Raw genomic sequence first — 18,666 nt, 5'->3', positions numbered from 1 at the left:
CAACTGCCGGTCCCACGTCGTCGGGCGACCGGGGGCAGGGGCGACCGGGGGCGGCAGGACACGTCACCCGTAGGTGTCGCGCGGGCCCCTCCCGGGCACCGACAGACGGCCCTTCTTCCACGAGGGCGCCGCCGGCCCGCGCACGATCACCTGGGTGACGACCCCGGGACCGACCTCCTCCTCGATGCGACGCTCGATGTGGGGCAGCAGGAGACGCAGTTGCTTGGTCCACGCCGTCGACGAGCAGCGCACGACGAGGCGCTCACCCTCGAAGGTCTCGATGTGGCAGTGCTCCGCCACCTGCTCACCGACGATGTCCGGCCACTTCGCCATCACGGAGCCCATCGCGGTGGGACCGTCCCATCCGCGCCGCTTCGACATGCGCCCGATCACGGATCCGAGTGCACGTGGCTCCGGCCACCGTGTCCGGGAGGCGGCCAGGCCCGGGGAGCGCCTCCACCTCGTCGAGGCCGTCCCCTCGGCATCCGCACCACCTCGGGCGTCACCGGCCACGGCCCCGGTGGTCCCCGGTCCCACGACGCCGATCACACCGCCGCGAGCACCGGGATCCCCCGCGCCGTCCTCCGTGCGGGATCCTGCCCCGGCCGCACCCCTGCCGGCAGGGTCGCCCCCGCCCTCGTCGACCCCCTCACGACGCCATGCACCGCCTGACCTGCGGGGAGAGCGTCGCAGGTCGCCCCGCGACCGCGCGGCCTCCTGGAAGCGTGCGAGCACACCCAGGGCGACCTCGCTGAGTTCCTCCGGCGTGGGCTCCGGCAGGCCGGGGACCCGGGGAGCGCTGGTCCCCGCACCGTCGCCGTCCTCGGACCCGGCGGCCGGGCCCCGGGCAGGGGTTCCCGGACCCCGGCCACGTCCCCGCCCGGGACCCTGCGCGGGACCCGTCGGCTCGACCGGGAGGTCCTCCTCAGGCATCCGAGACCACCGATCCCTCCTGCTCGTCGGCGTGGACCACCAGACGGTGCCCCTGGAGGGACTCCGGCACGTCGTCTGCGACCGCCGCGGTCACGAGGACCTGGTCGGCGTCCGAGACCATCTCCGCGAGTCCCTCCCGCCTCTCCGCGTCCAGTTCTGCGAAGACGTCGTCGAGGACCAGGATGGGTTCCTCGCCGTCCTCCTCGAGGACGGCGAAGGCACCCAGACGCAGCGACAGGGCAACCGACCAGGACTCCCCGTGACTGGCGTATCCCTTCACGGGCATACCGCCCAGGTCCAGGACCAGGTCATCACGGTGGGCGCCCACCAGGTTCACACCACGCTCGACCTCACGCCCACGCACCGCTGCCAGGGCCTCCAGCAGGCGCGCCGTCTGTGCCCCGACATCGCCCAGATCGGTGTCCGCACCGGCACTGGGACCGGAGCGGACATCCTGCGCAGTTCCCGATGTGCCCGTGGCGGTCCCACCACCGGTGTCCGCAGCCGTGCTCGCACCTGCGCCCGCATCCCGCGCCAGCACCCGGTCCACCGAGGCGTCCAGACTGATCCGCAGCTCCTGCGGGGAGTCCGAGACCCGCGCGTACGCCGCGGCCACGGGGCCCCGGAGCTGCTCGACCAGCGCCGCACGCGCGGCGGTGAGCTGGGCGGAGAGCGCGGCGAACTGCTGGTCCCACACCTCAAGGGTGGACAGGTCGGGGGCCATGCCCCGGCGCATCCTCGCCGAGGCCTGCTTCATGAGTGCCGCCCGCTGGCGCGCCACCCGGTCGAAGTCCGAGCGCACCACCGTGAGGGTGGGACGCAGCTGCGTGGCCAGGTCGTCCAGGAAGTGCCGTCGCACCGCGGGGTCCCCGCGCACGAGTTGGAGGTCCTCCGGGGCGAAGACGACGGTGCGCACCATCCCGACGATCTCGCGGGGACGCAGCACCGTCCGGTTCAGCCGCGCCCTGTTCGCGCGACCCCGCACGATCTCGAGTTCGATGACCTGCTCGCGGGTCCCGCCCTCGTCCGCGTCCCCGTGCTCCCCCGAGACCAACCTGACGCGGATGACGGCGCCGGCGGGGGCGGCCTCGTCACCACGGGGCAGTCGGACGAGGGCACCTTCGGCGGCGACGCGGTGGGAGGAGAAGGCCGAGAGGTAGGCGATGGCCTCCACCAGGTTGGTCTTGCCCTGACCGTTGCGTCCCACCAGCACGGTCGTGCCCGGTGGCAGTTCCACGACGGTGTGGCGGTAGGAGCGGAAGTCGTCCAGTGCCACGTGCGAGACGCGCATGGCGACCTCCGCTCAGATGCCGAAGCGGATCGGCATCAGGAGGTAGCGGAAGTAGGTGACCTCGCCGCCGTCGGCCTTGGTCTGACCGGTCATGACGGCCGGCTTGGTGGGGTGGGTGAAGCCGAAGCGCACCCAGTCCGTGTCGGCGACGCTGAGTCCGTCGATGAGGAACTGGGGGTTGAAGGCGGTGGCGATGGGCTCACCGTAGAGCTCCGCCTCGATGGCCTCCGATGCCTGGGCGTTGTCGCCCTGACCGGCCTCGAGGACCACCTGGCCCTCGGAGAAGGCCAGACGCACCGAGGTCTTGCGCTCGGCGACCAGGGACACGCGCTTGACGGCCTCGAGGAGGGTCTGGCGTTCGCAGACGGCCTGGATCGTCGTGTTCTCCGGGAAGAGGCGACGCACCGGCGGGTAGTCGCCGTCCATGAGCGTGGAGGTGGTGCGGCGGCCACCGGCGGAGAAACCGATCAACGAGGACGCACCGGGTTGGGACTCGTGGGAGAGGCCGATGTCGACCTTCGCACCCGAGGTCATGGACTTGGCGACATCGGTGAGGATGCGGGCCTTGACCAGTGCCGACTCGGAGATGGAGGTGTCGGTCGGCTCCCAGGTGAGTTCGCGCATGGCCAGGCGGTAGCGGTCCGTGGCCAGGAGGGTGATGTTCTCGCCCTCGATCTCGATGCGCACACCGGTGAGCAGCGGCAGCGTGTCATCGCGGGAGGCAGCGATCGAGACCTGCTGGACGCCCTGGGTGAGGACCTGGGAGTCGACCGAGCCTCGGATCGTGGGCTGGGCCGGGAGCAGCGGGTACTCGTCCAGCGGCATGACGGCGAGGGTGAAGTGCGAGGACCCGCAGGTCAGGTTCACCTTCTGGCCCTCGAGGGCCAGGTGGACGAGCTGGTTGGGCAGTGACTTCGAGATGTCGGCGAGCAGACGCCCCGAGACCAGGACCTCTCCGTCCTCCTCGACGGTGGCGGGGACCTCGGAGTTCGCGGAGACCTCGTAGTCGAAGGAGGAGAGTGTCAGTGCCTGGTCGTGGGCCTTGATGCGCACTCCGGCCAGGATCGGTGTCGCAGGACGAACCGGCAGTGCGCGTGCCGTCCACGACACGGCCTCGGAGAGAACGTCACGAGCGACGATGAACTTCATGCCGGGTCCCTCCATGGTGATACGGATGTGCCGTCCAACTCTACGCGACCGGGCTGGAGGTTCGCACCACTCCACAGCGGGTGCGACCCGGGGTGTGCCGGTCGGGGACGGGGTGAGGTCAGGGCTGGTCATCGGGGAGCGGCTTCGGCTGTGCGATGTGCGGGTCGACGTGCTCAGGAGGTCGCGGATCGGGTCGGTGTCGGGCGTGGAGTCACTTGAAGGCTTTCCACATCATTCTTGGAATTACAAGAATCGTCACCGTCATAGGGTGTGTGGAAACCGTGGACAAGTGCTGTTTTCCCAGATCAGGTGGGACTTTGTCATGTGGACGGACACTGGGTCCTCACTGTGGAGGACACGGTGGTGGCTGTGGACGGAAGTTGTCGTTCCCCGGGGCTTCCACAGGAGGGGTACAGTCGTCCACAGCCCGCGGCCCCCTCATCCACTGGTGAATCACAATTCCGTCCCCAGGCAGGACCCGCCCTCCCCCACTCGTCGAGGTCCGCCCTGTTCCTTGGTCGAGGTCCGCCCTGTTCCTTGGTCGAGGTCCGCCCTGTTCCTTGGTCGAGGTCCGACCTGTGTGCCACCGACACGGCTGCCCGGACCCGTGGGACTCGAGATTGCGGGTGAGGTACCAGGTTCAGGACGGGATACCGGGTCGAGGTACCGGCTTCAGATCGAGGTACCGGGTTCGGGGCGAGGTACCGGGGTGTGCGCGTGGATCTCGGCCGGAGACGTGGATCTCGGCCGGAGACGTGGATATCAGTCGGAAACGTGGATCTCGGCCGGGCCCCGGGCACTGTCCCCGTGCACTCCGGGCGTGCCCCGCCGGGAAGACGAGAGCTGTCAGGACTCGCGGGCCTTCTGCTTGATGCGGTTCGTCAGCTCGGTGACGTGGTTGAAGGTCTCACGCTTGGCCGCCATCAGTTCCGTGATCTTCTTGTTCGCGTGCATGACAGTCGTGTGGTCGCGGCCACCGAAGGCGGCCCCGATCTTCGGCAGTGAGAGATCGGTGAGCTCCCGGCACAGGTACATGGCGATCTGGCGTGCCTCGACCATGGTCCGTGAGCGGTCCGCACTGGAGAGCTGCTCGAGGGTGACCCCGAAGTAGTGGGCGGTCTGGCCCATGATGAGGGCCGCCGTGATCTCGGTGTCCTCGGGGTCGGAGATCATGTCCTTGAGGACCAGCTCGGCCAGGGGGAGGTCGATGCGCTGCTGGGTGAGGTTCGCGAACGCCGTCACCCGCAGCAGGGAGCCCTCGAGCTCGCGGATGTTGGAGGAGATGCGCGACGCGATGTACTCCAGCACGGCGGGGTCCACCTCCAGGTTCTCCGCCGCCGCCTTCTTCTGGAGGATCGCGATGCGGGTCTCCAGATCCGGGGGCTGCACATCGGTGAGCAGACCCCACTCGAAGCGGGAGCGCAGGCGGTCCTCGAAGCCGTTGAGCTGCTTGGGGGGCAGGTCGGAGGTCAGCACCACCTGCTTGTTGGCGTTGTGGAGCGTGTTGAAGGTGTGGAAGAACTCCTCCACCGTCTGCTCCTTGCCCTGGATGAACTGGATGTCGTCGACCAGGAGGATGTCGACCTCGCGGTAGCGGCGTTGGAACTCCTCGGCGCGGTCGTCGCGGATCGCGTTGATGAAGTCATTGGTGAACTCCTCGGAGTTCACGTAGCGCACACGCAGGTGCGGGTACAGGGAGAGTGCGTAGTGCCCGATGGCGTGGAGCAGGTGGGTCTTGCCCAGACCGGAGTCGCCGTAGATGAAGAGCGGGTTGTAGGCCTTCGCCGGACTCTCCGCGACCGCCGTGGCGGCAGCGTGGGCGAAACGGTTGGACGGACCGATGACGAAGGTGTCGAAGGTGTACTTCGGATTGAGATGGGTCTCCGTGGAGTCGATGTTGACCGCGTCGAGGATCCGGGAGGCATGGGCTCCGCGCGGGGTCTGCAACGGTGGGTAGTGGTCCTCGGGGGAGGCGCTCCCCGCGGCTGACGGATCGGACCCGGCGGTGTCCCGCCCTGCCTCCGGGGCGGAGTCCTCCTCCTCGTCGTCCTCGGGGACCAGGGAGGCGTCGATGGTCACCGCGATGCGGAGGTCCCGTCCGGTCGCGGTGGAGAGGGCATCGGTGAGCTGCTGGGAGACACGGGTCTCGATGAACGACTTGGTGAACTCATTGGGGACCGCCAGCAGGATCGTGCCCTCGATGTCCCCCAGGGGCTTCGTCATGCGGATGAAGGAGGAGGCCACCGGCCCCAGCTCCAGGGAGTCGAGGGACTGCACGGCGACCGCCCATGCGTCAGAGAGTGCATTTCCCACCGCTGGAACCTCCACGAGACCGGGGGCGGGGTGACGTTCGACACGGGGGTGACGCCCCGGAGACCCCGCATCGGAGCTCCACAGTACCGTCCCACACACTTGTCCACAGCTTGGGGAAAGAGCTGTGGAGAACTTTCCGGTGAATGACAGAAATGTAGTTACACGGCCGATCGCGGTAACGACGCCGAATTCTGCCCATCCACAGGCTTGTGGACGGTGAGGGGGAATTCACCGGTGTGGACGCCTCTGTCCACCGACAGGTCCACAGATGTGGACACAGTGCGCCGTTTCGGCGCCGTTGACGTCCTGCGGCCCGCCTCCTAGGCTGGACACCCGTATGTGCCCGTCCTGTGGGCACGCCCGGCCACCCCCTGCGAGGACGTCTCGGTGGGAGTGGGCACACCGACCGATGATCGGGGGACACTCCCCCGTTCCCCGAGGAGACTGTCGTGACCAAGCGGACCTTCCAGCCCAACACCCGTCGCCGTTCCAAGGTGCACGGCTTCCGTCTGCGCATGAGCACCCGCGCAGGACGCTCGATCCTGGCCAACCGCCGCCGCAAGGGCCGCGCCAAGCTCTCTGCCTGAGAGCGGCGCAGGTGTTGCCGCGCGCGCACCGCATGGTGGATCCCGAGGACTTCCGGAGCACGATCCGCCGCGGGTCCCGTGCGGGGAATGCCATGGTCGTCGTGCACTGCCGAACCGACGAGGACTCCCCGGAGCGCCTCGTCGGTTTCGTCGTGCCCAAGAAGGAGATCCCACGTGCCACAGGACGCAATCGGGTGAAGCGCCAGCTGCGTCACCTCATGCGCGCGCGCGTCGACGCCCTGCCCGCAGGCGCGCGAGTGGTCGTGCGCGTCCACGCACAGGCACTGGGCCAGGACTCGGAACACCTGGGATCGGCCCTGGACAATGCGCTCTCCCGCGCCTGGGCGCGCTCCGGGAAGGTCCCGCGATGACCGCGCGTCCGGGCCCCCTCGCCCGAGTCCTCATCGGGCCGGTCCGCCTCTACCAACGCCTCATCTCGCCGCTGACCCCACAGCGCTGCCGCTACGCCCCCACCTGCTCCGCCTACGCCGTCGAGGCCCTGCAGGTCCACGGCGCCGTCAAGGGGACCCTGCTCGCCACGTGGCGCCTGCTGCGGTGCAATCCGTGGTCCCTGGGTGGGGTCGACCACGTCCCCCCGCGCGGCCGCTGGCGCGCGGACGCCTGGGTGCCACCCGCGGACTGGGCGGGCAACGCCGACATCGAGGTCCCGCTCCCCATGGGACTGGGTGGGGTGGACGTGCCGCCCGGGTCCGGGGACGCGTTCCCGTCCCCCACCCCTGACGAGGGCGGCGCCGCCCTCGTCCACACACACCTCCCGGCCCCGGCCGGACGACCCGTGGACGCCCAGGGCGTCCCGACCACCTGAAGGAGCACCCCATGTGGGAGAAAGTCCTCCACCCTTTCGCCGTCGCCATCGCGTGGCTGTGGGTGAAGATCCATGACGTCCTGAGCCTGGTCGTCGGGTCGGGATCCGGTATCGGCTGGGTGCTCTCGATCGTGGTCCTGACACTGATCGTGCGGCTGTTGATCCTGCCGCTGTTCCTCAAGCAGATCAAGTCCACCCGCGGCATGCAGGCCGTCCAGCCCGAACTGCAGAAGATCCAGGCGAAGTACAAGGGCAAGACGGACACGGTCTCACGTCAGAAGATGGCGGAGGAGACCCAGGCCCTCTACAAGAAGCACGGGACCAGCCCCTTCGCCTCCTGTCTGCCGCTGCTGGTGCAGATGCCGATCCTCTTCGCCCTCTACCGGGCGATCTTCGCGATCAAGCCGCTCATGGAGGGCACCTACACGATCGGTGGCACGCCCTACGAGTCGCTGGGTCCGATCACCAAGGCCGTGGCCACCGAGATCGACGGGTCCACCGTGCTTGGTGTCCCGCTGTCCCACACGATCCGCGACGGCGACGGCGGCCTCGGCCTGTTCGCGTTCGTCATCATGATCATCCTCATGGTCGTCATGCAGTTCCTCTCCATCCGGCTGTCGATGACGAAGAACATGCCCCCGCAGACGGATCCCAACAACCCGATGGTCCGCTCGCAGAAGATGATGATGTACCTGATGCCGGCGATGTTCATCTTCACCGGCCTCGCCTTCCAGATGGGCCTGCTGGTCTACATGGTCACCACGACCGCCTGGTCCTGGGGGCAGTCGGTCTGGACGGTCAAGGTCATGCCGACCCCCGGTGCCCCCGCCTACAAGGAACTGGTCGCCAAGCGCCAGCGCGCCTACCGCGAGTGGGCCAAGCCCTTCTTCATGGACTACGACCGGGAACGCGCCCTGGTCGCTGACTCCCCCGAGGCCCTCGAGGAACTCAACGTGCGCACCCTGGCCGAGGTGCAGGGCAAGGCCAAGGGCCAGAAGGTGGCCAGCGACTTCCCCGAGGCCATGGGCCCGGGCGAGAGGGTCACCGTGTACCGGAACTTGGCGAACCAGGAGTGGACGGTCCTCCCCGACGAGATGTGGATGCGCGGCGTCAAGCGGGCCACCGAGAAGTCCCAGATCCAGCGCTCCCACCAGGCGACCCGCGAGCAGCCGCGCAAGCTCAGCCGCGAGCAGCGTCGCCAGCAGGCACTGCGTGAGCAGGAGGAGGCCCGTCAGGCGGAGCGTCGCGAGGCACGCAAGCACGGGGCGAAGCCGGCCTCGAACCTGACCCCGGAGGAGATCGAGCGACGTCGTCAGGAACGCCGCCAGGCCCGCCGCAACCAGGGCAGGAAGAAGCCGAACTCCTCCCAGGAGTGACCGCGCCGGACGCGCGGCCGAAGGCGGCCGCGCACCCCGGCGGTAGCAGTACCCCATTCCCCACATCCGGCCGAAGGACACATCATGAGTGAGAGCACGCAGAAGGACCGCATCGCCCAGCTCGAGGAGGAGGGCGAGATCGCTGCCGACTACCTCGAGGAGCTCCTCGACATCGCCGACCTGGACGGCGACATCGAGATCGACGTCGAGAACGGTCGCGCATCCGTCGAGGTCGTCTCCGAGGACCGCACCTCCCTGGACCGTCTCGTGGGCGACGAGGGTCAGGTCCTGGACGCCCTCCAGGAGCTGACCCGCCTGGCGGTGCAGACCGAGACCGGGGAACGCTCCCGGCTCATGCTCGACATCGCGGGCTTCCGGGCGGACCGCAAGGCCCAGCTCCAGGCCATCACCGAGGAGGCCATCGCCCGCCTGCGGGCCACCGGTGAGCCCCAGCGGCTGGATCCCATGAACCCCTTCGAACGCAAGGTCTGCCACGACGTGGTCTCCGCTGCCGGCCTGGTCTCGGAGTCGGAGGGGGCCGAGCCGAACCGTCGGGTCGTCATCCTTCCCGCTGAAAAGTCGGCTGACGAGGGCGGGGCGGGTGCCGAGGTGGTCGAGGAGGTCACCGTCGTGGTCGACGAGGGCGAGGACTCCGGCGCCGGGGACCCGCAGGAGTGAGCGGGGCCGGTGAGGTGGGCGACGGAGTCGGGGACGTGGCGTCGGTGACGTCCGGCAGCGGGGAGCCGCCGGCCGGGCGGATCCCACCTGAGCGGGAACGCACTGCCCAGCAGGAGGATCCGGTGGGGCCGGGCACGGGGGCGGAGGTCCCGGAAGAACCGACCCCGGAGGTGGTGGACCTCTTCGGACTCGCCTTCCCCGCGGTCGAGGAGTTCGCGCGGATGCTCGAGGACGAGGGCGAGCTGCGTGGCCTCATCGGACCCCGGGAGCTTCCCCGCCTCTGGTCCCGACACATCGTCAACTCCGCCGCTGTGCTGGACTTCCTCCCGCGTCGGGGTCAGGTGCTCGACGTGGGGTCCGGTTCGGGCTTCCCCGGGATCGTCATCGCGATCGCACGTCCGGACCTGGACGTGCACCTGGCGGAGCCCATGCAGCGCAGGTGTGAGTGGTTGGCGGACGTGGTCTCCGCCCTGGGTCTGGACAATGTCACCATCCACCAGGCGAGGGCCGAGGAGCTGCGCGGCAAGGGGAAGTCGGATGTCGTCACGGCACGCGCCGTTGCCAACATGTCGAAGTTGATTCGGTTGACATCCAAGCTCATCGCGCCCGGTGGTTCCCTGGTGGCGCTCAAGGGCAGGCGTGCTCCCCTGGAGGTCGAGGAGGCAGCAGCTGAGCTCAAGCGCCACCACCTGTCCGCGAAGGTGCACGAGGTCCCGAGCATCATGGAGGACGACTCGACCTACGTGGTCGTGTGCCGGAGGGTGTGAGGCACCCCGGGGCAGGTGTGCCCGTGGCAGCGCCTGCCCCTGCGTGTGCCGGACGGGCAGCGGGAACCAGCCACGTAGACTGGGCGGGTGGCGAGAGAGGTGGACCTGTGACCGACCGGAACGTCGCGGACACCCCGCTGTCCGCCCAGATCGAGCAGAACCTGGCGGACCGCCGGATGCTCGAGGATGCAGTGTTCCCGCGCCCGGGTCGCCCTGTCGTCATGACGGTCGCCAACCAGAAGGGCGGCGTCGGCAAGACGACGTCGACGGTGAACATCGCGGTCGCACTGGCGATGGGTGGTCTGAACGTGGTCGTCATCGATGCGGACGCCCAGGGGAACGCGTCGAGTGCTCTGGGCGTGGCGCATGACGTCGGGACCCCCTCCACCTACGACGTGATGATTGGCGGGATGGCACTGGCAGAGGTGTTGCGCCCGTGCCCCGACGTGGAGGGACTGGTGGTCGCTCCGGCCACGATCGACCTCTCGGGTGCGGAGATCGAGATGGTGGACCTCCCCCGCCGGGAGTTCCTCCTGGCGGACGCCCTGTCCGAGTTCCTTTCGCTGCACCGGGAGGTTGACATCGTGCTCGTCGACTGTCCGCCCTCCCTGGGCCTGGTGACCCTCAATGCCCTGGTGGCCACGGACCAGGTGCTGATCCCGATCCAGACGGAGTACTACGCGCTCGAGGGACTCACGCAGTTGTGGTCGACGATCCAGCGGATCAGCCGCGACCTGAACCCTCACCTGCGGGTCTCGACGATCCTGCTGACCATGGCGGATCGGCGCACGAACCTGAGCCAGGAGGTCGAGGAGGAGGTCCGAGCCCATTTCCCCGACCTCACGCTGGGGACCGTCATCCCTCGTTCGGTGAGGGTGTCGGAGGCACCGAGCTACGGCCAGAGCGTGATCACCTACGATCCGCGCAGCTCGGGAGCCCTCGCCTACCGGAAGGCCGCACTCGAGCTCAGCCAACGCCTGGCAGCCGGGAGTGCCTGAACTCCTGTTCGTGGGGGTCGCATTGTCGGCCCGGCGGGCATGACCCGGAGTGCATGACCTGGAACCGGCCCAGATCGTGCCGGGCCGAGAGTGTTTCACGTGAAACATTCACGGCCCCGGTCTCCGTCTGCTCCCGACCGGTGTTTCCCGTGCTCTGCGCATCCGTGGCCCTTGTCGGCGTGGTGGGTGGGGTGCTCGGGACGGTGGCCTCCGGATCTCCGTGGCAGGGCGGACCGTCTGCGTCACTGTCCGAGCGTCCGTCTCCCAGCACGTGCCGGTGTCCGTGCTCCCGCCCGGGACTTCGCCCCTCTGACGAGGGGGTGAACGTCTGCCCACCTGTTCCCGTGGCAGCGCCCGGCCCCACGCACGTGGGTGCACGCGTGCCGGTGCCTGCGGGCGTGGGGAACCAGGGTCGGACGCCGGGAGGTGCGACAATGAAGCGGCTTCGGAGTGTGGATGTTTCACGTGAAACATCCACCGTTGGTCCCGAGGTCGACACGACACGAGAGGTGATGGAGTGGCTGCACGACGAGTGACCCCCGACGGCACTGGGAGTGGGAAACCCGCGAACGGTGAAGCCGTGGGAGTACAGGGCGACCCTGATGAGGTGGTCGCCGGGTCCGCGCACCCCACAGCTACCGGGTCGCACGAGCAGGAATCCGTCGCACCCACCAAGCACGGACGCAGGACGGGTCTGGGTCGTGGCCTGGCTGCGCTGATCCCCTCGGGACAGAACGAAGAGGCGATCCAAGGAGCCCGTCCCCTGGACGTCCTGTTCCCCGGCCGTTCGGACGATCGTGAGGTGCACGCGCGAGGAGGGTCGGCACGAGATCTCCTCGTCCCCGGCACACAGGGCAAGTCCAAGAACCGCGGGAGCGTACATGCCCGGCAGACGGCGCCCCGTGGGAGGACTTCTGCGAAGTCCCTCCCTGACGGGGTCGGCGTCGGGAACAGCGGGACCCCCTCCGGGTCGGCGACAGGGGAGCAGTCACCTGCCACCCCGCGCACAGGTGGGAAGGGGCGGAAGGCTCCGGAGTCCGCCGCCGCCACGCGCACCGGCGCCGGGAGTGTCGGCCCCACTGAGGAGCGTTCCGCGTCGCCGAGGACGGGGTTGCCCGGGGCGCGCGGACCCGAGTTGTTCGACGACCTGCTGACGCGGGCGGCCGATGTTTCACGTGAAACATCCGCACCGGGGCCCGCCGGAAACCTTGACGTACTCGGCCGGGATGCTCAGACGGGCATCGACAGCGGGACGGAGCCGGACCTGGTCTCGGTGCCGGGCGCGACCTTCGCTGACATCCCCACGGCGTGGATCATCCCCAACCACCGGCAGCCACGTGAGGTCTTCGACGAGGACGACCTGGACGAGCTCGCGGCATCGATCCGTGAGGTCGGTGTGCTCCAACCGGTGGTCGTCCGGCTGATCGACACCTCCGGGACTCCCGACGCAGGGCTGCTGGAGCTGTTGGAGGAGCGCCCGGATGCGCGCTACGAACTCATCATGGGTGAGCGGAGGCTCAGGGCCTCGGAGATCGCGGGCCTGCCGAGTGTCCCGGCGATCGTCCGACACACCGACGACGCTGATCTGCTCCGGGATGCGCTGTTGGAGAACCTGCACCGCGCCCAGCTCAATCCGCTGGAAGAGGCTTCCGCGTACCAACAGTTGATGGCGGACTTCGGAGCCACGCAGGAGGAGCTGGCGAAGCGGATCGCGCGCTCCCGACCGCAGATCGCGAACACGCTGCGTCTGCTGCGTCTCCCGCCTACCGTGCAGCGGAAGGTCGCGGCAGGTGTGATCTCCGCGGGGCACGCCCGCGCTCTCCTGTCATTGGCGACCCCGGAGGAGATGGATGCCCTGGCGGACCGGATCGTCTCGGAGGGGCTCTCGGTCCGCACGACGGAGGAGCTGGTGAGGCTGGGACAGACGAGGCGCCCTGCGAACGCCCCCCGTCGACGGGCGGCGGCACTGTCTCCCCTGGGGGAGAGCCTCGTCTCCCGGCTCAGTGACGCCTACGACACCCGCGTCACGATCACCGAGGGGAGGACGAAGGGACGGATCGTCATCGAGTTCGCCGGACCCGACGACCTGGAACGCCTGGCGGAACTGATCGTTCCCGGGAACTCAAACGAGCTCTGACCTGCACATATACACTTGCGAGTCCACGGTGGAGGCACGCACGGGGCTCCACGCGGGATCCCGGGACGCTCCCGCACCCTGACCACTGGTTCAGGTTGTGAGTGTCGAGGAGGACAACGGGGTCACCCGGACCCGATGGGGTCCGGTGGGGCCCGGTCAGGGACCACCACAGGGTTGCCGAGCGCTGGTGTGAATGCTCACAGGTCGTTCCAGGAGACCTCCCGGGCAGGGAGAATGGGGTCATCCTGATGCGCTGGGGGCAGACATGACAGACACGGTTCCACGGACCACGGCGGTCCTGTTCGACGTCGGTGGTGTCCTCGTGACGAATCGTCCCGACCCCGCGCGCGTCGCACAGCTCCTCGGGCTCGACACCTTGGCGGAATCGGTCTCACTGGTGGACCACTCCACCTGGTTCCACCGGGATGCGTATGACGCCGGATGCTCAGACCGCGAGTTCTGGGACAGGGTGGCCGGCGACTGCGGACTCGGGGAGATCAGCGACGAGACCCTGCACGCCCTGGTCGACGAGGACGTGGCACGGTCCGAGGAGCCGGATCCCGGGGCCCTCACCATCGCCCGCGAACTGCACGGGTGTGGACTCCGACTGGGGATCCTCTCGAATGCTCCGGTGGCGATCGCGCGGGCGATCGAGCACCGCCCCTGGGCGGTGGGCCTGTTCGACAGCTTCACCTTCTCGGGTCCACTCCGGGAGACCAAGCCCGAGAGGGCCATCTACCGGCAGGCCGTGGAGGACATCGGTGTACCCGCCGGTGAGATCCTCTTCATCGACGACCGCTCGCCGAACCTGCGGGCCGCCCAGCTCATGGGGATGTCCACCCTGCGGTGGACCACCGTGGCCGCCGCACGCGCGCAGCTCGCCGAGCTGCTGGCCAGTCGCACGGGCGCGCTCGCCTCCTGACCCTCCCTCGGGTTCAGATCACCCGGGCGCCCTCGTCCTCGTCGAGCGGGACCGCGCCACCTCCTGCGGCGACGTACTCCACGATGCGCGCGCACACATCCGAGAAGGACCCGAAGGCCTCGGCTGCCTGGGGGAACAGGGACGTGTCCGTCATGCCGGGGGCGACGTTGGCGTCGATGAACCAGATGACGTCCTCGCCGACGATGAAGTCGATGCGCGACAGGTGGCGCAGTCCCAGGACCCGGTGGACCTCGAGGGCGGCGTCACGGACCGCGGCGACGAGGTCCTCGTCGAGTCGTGCGGGCACGAAGTACTGGGTGCTGTCGGTGGTGTAGCGGGCCTCGTAGTTGTAGCGACCGTCATCGGTGACGATCTCGACGGGGGGCAGGGCGACGGGCCCGTCCTCCAGGTCGAGCACCGAGACCGCGATGTCGTGGCCCTCGACGTACTGCTCGATCATCACGCGCTCCCCGAACGCGAAGGCGTCGACCATCGCGGAGCGCAGGTCCTCGGAGCCGTCGGCACGTGAGATGCCCAGGGCCGATCCTCCGTCGGTGGGCTTGACCACCACGGGGAAGACCATGTCGTGGTCGAGGACACCCAGGACCTCGGAGGCCCCGAGCTGCCGGAACAGGGACTGGGGCAGGGACACCCAGCCCGGGGTCTCCAGGCCCGCAGCAGCCACCAGGCCCTTGGCGGTGGGCTTGTTCGAGGCGAGCATGGCCTGCACGGAGTTGGATCCCACGAAGGGGACGCCCAGGCTCTCCAGGAGGGCCTGGAGGGACCCGTCCTCGCCGACCGAGCCGTGGACGAGGGGCCAGATGACGTCGGGTGCGAACTCCTCAACCAGGGGCAGCAGGTCGGAGTCAAGGTCGGAGACACGCACGACGTGCCCCAGGTGCTGGAGGAGATTGGCGACCCGTCGTCCCGAGCGCACCGAGACGTCTCGCTCGTGGGTGAGGCCGCCGGCGATGACGAGGACTCGCAGGGAGGTGGTCATGACGTGCTCCTGAAGGTGGTGTGCGGTGTCGGCAACGGGAACGGATCGGTATCTGCGCAGGTCAGACGGCATCCGAGCCGGGACCTGGGTCTTCGGGGGGACGTCGGGGGGATGCTGCCCGGGGCTCGGGAGGGGTGGCTCCCGTCCCGAACATCTCCACCAGCTCCCGTTCGGCGTTCACCACCTGGGCGAGGCGGCGCACGCCCTCGCGGATCTCCTCCGGAGAGGGGTAGCAGAAGGAGAGGCGCATGTGGTCCGCGCCCCGACCGTCGTAGTAGAAGGCGGTGCCGGAGACGTAGGCGACCTGCCCGCGGACCGCGCGCGGCAACATGGACTTCGCGTCGAGCCCTTCCGGAAGGGTGACCCAGGTGTAGAAGCCTCCGGCCGGGGTGGTCCAGGAACAGTCGGGCATGTACTCGGCCAACGCCCCCAGCATCGCCTCGCAGCGCTCCTGGTACATGGCGCGGAAGTCCTTGACCTGCCCGTACCAGTCGTACTCCGCCAGGTACCCGCCGATCGCCATCTGTCCGACCATGGACGGGGAGAGGATCGCGGACTCCGAGGCGAGCACCAGCTTGTCGCGGATCGCATGGGGCGCGTAGGCCCACCCGATGCGGAAGCCGGGGGCGAACATCTTCGAGAAGGACCCCAGGTAGACGACGCCCTCGGGGGAGTAGGACTTCAGCGCCGGCAGGGGATCGGAGTGGAACCCGAGGAGCCCGTAGGGATTGTCCTCGAGGATGAGGATCCCCTCGCGCATGCAGATCTCGGCGATGACGGGACGGCGCTCCTCGGAGAGCGTCACTCCGGCGGGGTTCTGGAAGTTCGGGATCGTGTAGAGCAGCTTGATGTGGCGACCCTGCGCGCGCAGCTGGCGGATGGTGGCCTCGAGCGCTTCGGGAATGAGTCCGTCGTGGTCCATGTCCACGTGGACGACGTCCGCCTGTCGGGCGCGGAAGACCCCCAGGGCGCCGACGTACGAGGGCGACTCAGCGAGCACGACGTCACCGGGATCCACGAACAGCTCGGTCATGAGGTCCAGCGCCTGCTGGGAGCCGGTGGTGACCACCACGTCGTCGGGATCGGCACCGGCGATCCCGTCGTAGGACATGACCTCGGTGATGCGTTCGCGCAGCACCTCCCACCCCTGGCCCGACCCGTACTGCATGGCCACCGTGCCGTCGCGCAGGATCAGTTGCTTGGCCGACTCGGCGAGCTCCCTGATGGGCAGGTCCTTGAGATTGGGCATGCCACCGGCCAGGGAGACGACCTCGGGGCGCGAGACGACGGAGAACAGCGCCCGGATCTCGGAAGCTCGCAGGTTGTGGGCTCGCTCGGCGTAGGAGCCGAACCATGGATCGAGCCTGTTGCCCTGCGTGCCGCCCGAGGGGCGTGTCGTGTCGCTCACGGGACCTTCCTCCGTCGCTGTGGAGCGGCCCGGACGGACCGCGTCCCCCAAGTGTGCCACCGCACACGGATGTCCTGCGACGCGCCACCGCGTCCGGCGCGCCCGGTTGCCGACATGTGCGTGGACGGTGGCATGCCGGTGGCGGGGTGCGCGTGCGGCGAAGGTGGCGGGGTTCGCTCGACGGGGGCGATGGGCTGTGCGGACCCCTCAGAAGTGGGGCGCCAGGAGGTCCCGGAGCTCCGCCTTGGGGCGCGCACCCACCAGCCGGGCACTCTCCCTGCCGGCGGTGTAGGCGACGAAGGTGGGGAGCGACGTGACTCCGGCACTGCGGGCCTCACCGGGGTGTGCCTCGACGTCCACGGAGACGACCTGGACACGTCCGGAGAGCTCGCGGGCCAGTTCGGCCACGACCGGCTCCATCTGTCGGCACGGTGCGCACCAGGGTGCCCAGAAGTCGACGAGGACGGGCAGGGGCGACATCAGGACCCGCTCGGGGAAGTCCGCCGGTCCCACGGCCTCGACGCCGGAGGTGACGGGCACCCCGGGGTCGGTCCCCGGACGGTGGCGGCTCACCGCCCCTGGACGGCCAGCCATCGCTCGGCATCCAGGGCGGCGCGGCACCCGGATCCGGCGGCGGTGATCGCCTGGCGGTAGATGTGGTCCACCGCGTCGCCGCAGGCGAAGACACCCTCGAGGTTCGTGTGCGTGGAGGGCTCGGCGACCCGGATGTACCCGGCGGCGTCCAGTTCCACCTGACCGCGCACGATGTCGGTGCGCGGGAGGTGACCGATGGCGACGAAGACGCCGTCGACCGGCAGTGTGGTCAGGGAGCCGTCCGTGGTGGAACGCAGCTCGATGCCCTCGACCTTCTCCGTGCCCAGGACGTCGGCCACCTGCTCGTTCCAGGCGAACTCGATCTTCGGATCGGCCAGGGCTCGGTCGGCCATGGCCTTGGAGGCGCGCAGGGCGTCACGGCGGTGCACCACGGTGACCTTGTGGGCGAAACGGGTGAGGAACGTGGCCTCCTCCATCGCGGAGTCGCCGCCGCCGATGACTGCCAGGTCCTTGTCGCGGAAGAAGAACCCGTCGCAGGTCGCGCAGTAGCTGACACCCCGTCCCGAGAGACGGTCCTCATTCTCGAGCCCCATGTGGCGGTACTCCGAACCTGTGGCCAGGATGACGGCGCGCGCCAGGATCTCCTCGTCCTCGACGAGGACCCGCTTGACCTCCCCGGTCAGGTCCACCTCGGTGGCGTCCTCGAAGCGGACCTGCGCACCGAAGCGCTCGGCCTGTTCACGCATGTGCTCCATGAGGTCGGGTCCCATGATCCCCTCGGGGAACCCGGGGAAGTTCTCGACCTCGGTGGTCGTCATCAGGGCGCCCCCGGCGGTCACCGAGCCGGCGAGGACCACGGGTGACAGTCCGGCGCGTGCACAGTAGATGGCGGCCGTGTACCCGGCTGGACCGGATCCGACGATGACGACGTCGTGCACGGTGGTGTCGCTCATGGAAGAAGGGTTCTCCTCTGTCGTTGTCGGGCTCACCTGACGGCGAGCTCGTAGATCCAGGCCCAGTTCTCACCGTTGGGGCCGGTCGGCATCGTGCGGAACGACAGCGACAGGGCGGTGACCTCGGTGGGCTCGGGCAGGGTGATGGTTGTCTGTGGACTCAACGCCGAGGTGGCCAGTTCTGTTCCCGTACGCGGGTCGGCGGGGTTGTCCGAGACGTCCTGGACCACGACCTCACCGCCGGAGGTCTCCGGGGCCATGGTGAGGGTGATCTCGGAGACAGGTGCCTCCTCCTTGAGCGTGAGCAGGATCGTCACGGTGCCCGTGGGCGAGAACTGGTTGAGGGAGTACGAACGCGAGTGCCACTCGGTGTTGGGGTCCCCGTCGAACATGTTCATGACGGAGTCGGGATTGTCGCCCCCGTCGTCGCGCCAGGAGAAGATGGTGGGGGTGGCTATCTCGGGCGTCACCACGTCCGGTTCCTGCGGTTCCCCGGGCTCCTCGGAGGCGGAACCCGATTGCTCCCCGCTCTGCTGTCCACTCTGCTCACCCGACTGGGTGGGAATGGTGGGCAGGTCGAAGACGCCGACGGGCGAGAGCGCCGTGTTGACCCCCCACACGCCTCCGGCGATGACCAGGGCGCCGGCGAAGACCAGTGCCGGGATGGTCGGGTCCAGCCCCCGGCGCCGACCCCCGGTCCCCCGCGGAGCGGTCCCGGAAGCACCGCCACCCGAGGTGGACGAGGGCGGGCCGGCGGGTCCGTCCCCGCCGGC

Annotated in this window: 17 protein-coding genes and 1 pseudogene; 9 read left to right on the top strand and 9 right to left on the bottom strand. The window is 69.1% G+C overall.

Annotated features, from left to right (window positions below):
- Positions 1–63 precede the first annotated feature (63 nt).
- The 4 genes from BQ9890_RS11690 to dnaA form a co-directional block, all read right to left on the bottom strand.
- On the bottom strand, positions 64–933 hold the full coding sequence (locus BQ9890_RS11690) for a DciA family protein (RefSeq protein ID WP_078062417.1): 870 nt from the start codon (positions 931–933) through the stop codon (positions 64–66).
- On the bottom strand, positions 926–2,224 hold the full coding sequence (gene recF / locus BQ9890_RS11685) for a DNA replication/repair protein RecF (protein WP_075891697.1): 1,299 nt from the start codon (positions 2,222–2,224) through the stop codon (positions 926–928). The genes BQ9890_RS11690 and recF overlap by 8 nt, the downstream gene beginning before the upstream one ends.
- Before the next feature lie 12 nt (positions 2,225–2,236).
- Positions 2,237–3,373 carry a DNA polymerase III subunit beta gene (gene dnaN, locus BQ9890_RS11680; protein WP_075891695.1) on the bottom strand — a complete coding sequence of 379 codons (1,137 nt, stop codon included), beginning with the start codon at positions 3,371–3,373 and terminating at the stop codon, positions 2,237–2,239.
- A gap of 846 nt (positions 3,374–4,219) precedes the next feature.
- The gene (gene dnaA / locus BQ9890_RS11675) at positions 4,220–5,686 is read right to left on the bottom strand and encodes a chromosomal replication initiator protein DnaA (RefSeq protein ID WP_075891693.1); all 1,467 of its coding nucleotides are present in this window, start codon (positions 5,684–5,686) and stop codon (positions 4,220–4,222) included.
- A gap of 449 nt (positions 5,687–6,135) precedes the next feature.
- Here dnaA and rpmH point away from each other — a divergent pair, with 449 nt between their 5' ends.
- The 9 genes from rpmH (at position 6,136) to BQ9890_RS11630 (ending at position 13,977) form a co-directional block, all read left to right on the top strand.
- On the top strand, positions 6,136–6,273 hold the full coding sequence (rpmH, locus tag BQ9890_RS11670) for a 50S ribosomal protein L34 (protein WP_043534720.1): 138 nt from the start codon (positions 6,136–6,138) through the stop codon (positions 6,271–6,273).
- Between the two features lie 11 nt (positions 6,274–6,284).
- A complete protein-coding gene (rnpA, locus tag BQ9890_RS11665) occupies positions 6,285–6,644 on the top strand; it encodes a ribonuclease P protein component (RefSeq protein ID WP_075891691.1) in 360 nt (119 codons plus the stop codon).
- Entirely contained in the window at positions 6,641–7,099 is a 459-nt protein-coding gene (yidD, locus tag BQ9890_RS11660) for a membrane protein insertion efficiency factor YidD (RefSeq protein WP_075891689.1), read from the top strand. The genes rnpA and yidD overlap by 4 nt, the downstream gene beginning before the upstream one ends.
- An 11-nt stretch (positions 7,100–7,110) precedes the next feature.
- Complete coding sequence (gene yidC, locus BQ9890_RS11655) at positions 7,111–8,475, top strand: membrane protein insertase YidC (protein WP_075891687.1); 1,365 nt, start codon at positions 7,111–7,113, stop codon at positions 8,473–8,475.
- Positions 8,476–8,559: 84 nt separating this feature from the next.
- Positions 8,560–9,153, top strand: coding sequence for a Jag family protein (locus tag BQ9890_RS11650; protein WP_078062416.1), 594 nt, complete (start codon positions 8,560–8,562; stop codon positions 9,151–9,153).
- 122 nt (positions 9,154–9,275) lie between these two features.
- Complete coding sequence (gene rsmG, locus BQ9890_RS11645; RefSeq protein WP_075893138.1) at positions 9,276–9,920, top strand: 16S rRNA (guanine(527)-N(7))-methyltransferase RsmG; 645 nt, start codon at positions 9,276–9,278, stop codon at positions 9,918–9,920.
- A 176-nt stretch (positions 9,921–10,096) separates the two neighbouring features.
- On the top strand, positions 10,097–10,918 hold the full coding sequence (locus tag BQ9890_RS11640) for a ParA family protein (RefSeq protein WP_143226450.1): 822 nt from the start codon (positions 10,097–10,099) through the stop codon (positions 10,916–10,918).
- Positions 10,919–12,029: 1,111 nt separating this feature from the next.
- A complete protein-coding gene (locus BQ9890_RS14930; protein WP_407638903.1) occupies positions 12,030–13,055 on the top strand; it encodes a ParB/RepB/Spo0J family partition protein in 1,026 nt (341 codons plus the stop codon).
- A 265-nt stretch (positions 13,056–13,320) separates the two neighbouring features.
- Positions 13,321–13,977: an HAD family hydrolase gene (locus BQ9890_RS11630; RefSeq protein WP_075891683.1), complete on the top strand. Its 657-nt coding sequence runs from the start codon at positions 13,321–13,323 to the stop codon at positions 13,975–13,977.
- A gap of 13 nt (positions 13,978–13,990) precedes the next feature.
- On the opposite strand, the gene BQ9890_RS11625 is transcribed toward BQ9890_RS11630, so the two are convergent.
- The 5 genes and pseudogenes from BQ9890_RS11625 to BQ9890_RS15965 form a co-directional block, all read right to left on the bottom strand.
- A complete protein-coding gene (locus tag BQ9890_RS11625) occupies positions 13,991–14,977 on the bottom strand; it encodes a D-alanine--D-alanine ligase family protein (protein ID WP_075891681.1) in 987 nt (328 codons plus the stop codon).
- 61 nt (positions 14,978–15,038) lie between these two features.
- Positions 15,039–16,385: an aminotransferase-like domain-containing protein gene (locus tag BQ9890_RS11620; RefSeq protein WP_075893134.1), complete on the bottom strand. Its 1,347-nt coding sequence runs from the start codon at positions 16,383–16,385 to the stop codon at positions 15,039–15,041.
- Between the two features lie 207 nt (positions 16,386–16,592).
- Positions 16,593–16,958 carry a thioredoxin family protein gene (locus BQ9890_RS11615; RefSeq protein ID WP_230297920.1) on the bottom strand — a complete coding sequence of 122 codons (366 nt, stop codon included), beginning with the start codon at positions 16,956–16,958 and terminating at the stop codon, positions 16,593–16,595.
- On the bottom strand, positions 16,955–17,893 hold the full coding sequence (trxB, locus tag BQ9890_RS11610) for a thioredoxin-disulfide reductase (protein WP_078062414.1): 939 nt from the start codon (positions 17,891–17,893) through the stop codon (positions 16,955–16,957). The genes BQ9890_RS11615 and trxB overlap by 4 nt, the downstream gene beginning before the upstream one ends.
- Before the next feature lie 32 nt (positions 17,894–17,925).
- A pseudogene (locus tag BQ9890_RS15965) lies at positions 17,926–18,666 on the bottom strand (discoidin domain-containing protein); the annotation flags it as partial.

Origin of the sequence: Actinomyces provencensis (assembly GCF_900155435.1) — a bacterium.
GTDB classification, from domain to species: Bacteria; Actinomycetota; Actinomycetes; order Actinomycetales; family Actinomycetaceae; genus Pauljensenia; species Pauljensenia provencensis.
Note: the sequence above shows the minus strand (reverse complement) of the source record. Positions and strands in the feature narration are given on the sequence as shown.